The sequence below is a fragment of the Syntrophorhabdaceae bacterium genome (genome assembly GCA_035541755.1).
Lineage (GTDB): Bacteria > Desulfobacterota > Syntrophorhabdia > Syntrophorhabdales > Syntrophorhabdaceae > PNOF01.
On record DATKMQ010000029.1, the window covers coordinates 1 to 3,608 of the forward strand.

Annotated in this window: 3 protein-coding genes; all 3 read left to right on the forward strand. The window is 50.5% G+C overall.

Going from position 1 to position 3,608, the window contains the following annotated elements; genetic code table 11:
• Nucleotides 1-95: 95 nt before the first annotated feature.
• The 3 genes from VMT62_02265 (at nucleotide 96) to VMT62_02275 (ending at nucleotide 2,701) form a co-directional block, all read left to right on the forward strand.
• Nucleotides 96-701 (forward strand): GAF domain-containing protein, encoded by a 606-nt coding sequence (locus VMT62_02265; GenBank protein HVN95228.1) that lies wholly within the window; start codon nucleotides 96-98, stop codon nucleotides 699-701.
• 82 nt (nucleotides 702-783) lie between these two features.
• Nucleotides 784-1,842 (forward strand): tyrosine-type recombinase/integrase, encoded by a 1,059-nt coding sequence (locus tag VMT62_02270; protein ID HVN95229.1) that lies wholly within the window; start codon nucleotides 784-786, stop codon nucleotides 1,840-1,842.
• Nucleotides 1,811-2,701, forward strand: a complete 891-nt coding sequence (locus tag VMT62_02275) for a tyrosine-type recombinase/integrase (GenBank protein ID HVN95230.1) — start codon at nucleotides 1,811-1,813, stop codon at nucleotides 2,699-2,701. Before VMT62_02270 ends, VMT62_02275 begins: the two co-directional genes overlap by 32 nt.
• Nucleotides 2,702-3,608: the final 907 nt, after the last annotated feature.

Sequence of the window (3,608 nt, forward strand, 5' to 3'; positions counted from 1 at the left end):
GCTTGGTATAAGAGCGCCGAACACCGGGTTTACGCCCGGACAAAGGATTCGGTTCCATATAATTCCGTCATTCCCAATATTTCAAAGGGCTCCACATGCAAGATAATCAAGAGATGCGGGACGACTTCGGCAGAGTGAGAAATGAGCACGAGATCTACGCTGAGCTTGCCAGCACCCTTACCTCATCTTTGGATCATGCGGAAATCCTGGAAACGATAATGAGGCAGGTTGGAAAGCTTCTAAGACCTCGCAACTGGTCCCTGATGCTCCTGGACCCGAGCAATGACGAACTGTGCTTTGAAATCGTTGTAGGAGAGGGGGCCGAACTGATCAAAGGCCAACGCCTTAGACTCGGGGAGGGAATTGCAGGCTGGGTCGCCAAGACTGGTGAAAGTGTTCTTCTTAAAGATGCGCGTGAAGACCCGAGATTTTGCGGGCGGATTGACCAGCTTTGCAATTTCCATACTAAATCGTTGATTTGCGTGCCGCTTCGGAACCGGGGCAAGACACTGGGGGCAATCGAACTGGTAAACAGGATCGAACAGGACGTGTTCACCGACCTTGATATGAAAGCCCTGAAAACCATAGCCGAATATGCCGCAATCGCCATAAACAATGCTCACATGTATAAGAAGATGCACAGGATGGCCCTTACCGACGACCACACCTGCCTGTTCAACATACGCTGCCTCTGTACGTAACAAAATAGATGATTGACCCTTAAATGATTTTGGGCATTATCTGCCTGTTATTTCTGGTGAAAAAACAGAAAGGAGGCAGAAAATGGCCCCGGAACTTTTTTCAGAAGAGATAAGACAGCACCAATCTTGGTCCGCTCCCGCAAGAACCATTTCCCCGTTTCGAAGGCAAATTCCGAATCCCGCCAAGGAGGTATTCGAAAAGCTTTCAGGTAGGCTCAAAGAACGGGACCTGCCCGGATTCGAGTATGCCGAGAAGTACCTTTTTCATCTCTACAGCCGGAACCGGCGGCCCAACACCCTCGATCTCAACTACAGATCGATAGGTTCTTTCCTGGAGTTTTTGAAGCAGAAAGGAATTTCTCACATAGAAGCGGTGAGCAGGAAAGATATCGAGGCTTTTATTGAGCACGAACAGGATCGCGGATTGAAGCCCGTTTCCATCCACGGACGACTTGGTTCCGTGAAAGCGTTTCTCCGGCATCTGATCGAAGATGGAGTGATCCGCCATGAGGTTCTGTCAAAGAAAATTTCAGTGAAAGTTCCTGATGCTCTGCCGAAAGCAATTTCCCCCGAGGATGTGCGCCAGTTGCTTTCCGTCATTGACAAACCCCGCAACAAGGCGTTGGTACTCATGCTCCTGAGGACAGGAATGAGAATAGGAGAGCTTCTTGCGCTCAGGGTGGAGGATATCAATCTCGCTGAACAGAAGGTTTTCATCCACGAGGCGAGAAAGACGGGAGTTGGGAGGGTTGTTTATTTCAGTGGCGACGCCAAAGATGCCCTGGTCGCCTGGCTGGAACAAAAAGACCCGAGAGAGAGCGTACTCGCCTACGGAAAGAAATACGAGAGCATCACTTATGCTGCAGCCCGGCAGATGTTTGTCAAATACTTGAAAAAAGCTGGGCTGCAGCAAAAAGGGTACACGCTTCATTGCCTTCGACATACCTTCGCGAGCGAGTTGCTCAATGCGGGAATGAGACTCGAGTGTGTCCAGCCGCTCCTCGGCCACACAAGTATTGAAGTAACAAGAAGGTACGCCAGGCTGACGGACAAAACCAGGGAAGATGAGTACTTCAGGGCAATGGCTTTGATCGAAAAGGGGGAAATCCATGGGAATTACCGATTCGATCATAGGCTTTAGGCGCTCTCTGAAAAGAAGGAACTACTCCCGGTGCACTGTGAGGGACTACCTGAGCACACTCAAGCAGTTCGTCATCTGGGTCGATTGTCCGATTGAAACGGTCGATCGAAAGAAGGTCCTCTCGTTCATTGACTATCTTCTCGATAAGAGGTTGCATCCAAAGACAATCAACTGCTATCTCGATAGCATCAGATCCTTTTACAAATATCTGAAGGATGAAGAATCTATCGATATTGAGAATCCAGTGAAATCCGGCTATTTGCTCCGACTTCCAAAACCGCTGCCCCGGTTCCTTCGAGATGAAGATGTCGTAAAACTTTTCAAGGCTATAGACAGCGTAAGGGACCGGGCCATCTTCTATCTTATGCTCCGTTGCGGGCTTCGGGTGGAAGAAACAGCCGCGCTTAAGGTTGATGATCTCGATCTTCGTCGGGGAACGATAGTAATAAGAAGCGGAAAAGGCGCCAAAGGCCGAATAGTCTACATGAGCACCGATGCACACGGCGCTATTAAGGATTACCTTCGGGAAAGGCAGCCAGTCAGGTCGAAAGCCCTATTCCTGGTGGACAAGGGAGCCCTTAAGGGCAAGCAAATCTCAGTGCGTGGTATCCAGAAAAGATTGGAGTTTTATGCAAGGAAATCAGGTTTGAGAACATCCTGTCATGAACTCCGGCATACCATGGCGACGCAACTGCTCAATGCCGGCGCCGATCTGACTGTCATACAGGACCTTCTCGGACATAGCCGAATTGCGACGACCCAGAGGTACTGCAGGGTCTCAAATCTCAAAGTAGAAAAGGATTACTACAAAGCGATGGAACTGGTGATAGAGCGAACATCCCCACAAAGTCCCGGGTGATTGCGCGTCCATGGGGGCTCTGCCCCCAAACCCCCGGGGTTTAACGCCTTGAGGAACTCGGGAGGGGCTAGAATAAAAGAAGGGCAGAATCGATAAGATCTGCCCCTCCGTCATTCCCCCGCCTCGGCGCTCGGGTCGCTCCCCAGCGTTGCCCTATCCTCCGGGCGGGCAATAAACACTTTAAACATGCAAGGATTAGATGCAATAATATGGATCACGGCAGAAAGTTTTTTTGTCAGGTTGACGAAAAATCAGCAGGTTAGACAGAATCGGAGGCTTACAAACTAAGTCAGTATACCTATTCAAAATCACGCAGAAAAATGGGCTTTGTTACGTACAGCTCTCCTATGAGGCGTTCTGCGATGGACCATCCAAACAGTTTGTATCTGTAGATCATATGATGCTGTTCTACAGCTTTCATAGATAAATCATGTACCTAGCAAATAAATACCATACGTAATGTCGAGTACGAGAGAGACCTGGTTCAGGTCATCTTTGAGCTTGGACCCCGGAAAACCGAGAGTTGGATGGAGCAGGCGTATTCGGACCCCGCCGACTTGCACATCTTGCGACAGACCGGGAAACGTCCGAATAGTTATCTTCCGCTTCAACGCGATTTCACAGAGCCGGCTATGAATAACCCGGCCTTCCTCGCTGCGGGAACGGCTGCTCCTTCCCTGCCGCTCTATCGTGCTGACTCCACTCGTCCAAAAGGACCCAGGTCGAAATTGCGAAGGATGAATCAAAGCCGAGCCCATGGTCGGGGTGAACGTGTGAGAGGGCCACGTAGTCCAGTCTGCGGATCCCCTCGTGCCACAGAACCGAAGCGAGCACTCAGCGGCCAATGTCGTATGATTCATCGGGTACACCGCCGCCGCCCACAAGCATCGTCTCGCCCGTGGGAAAC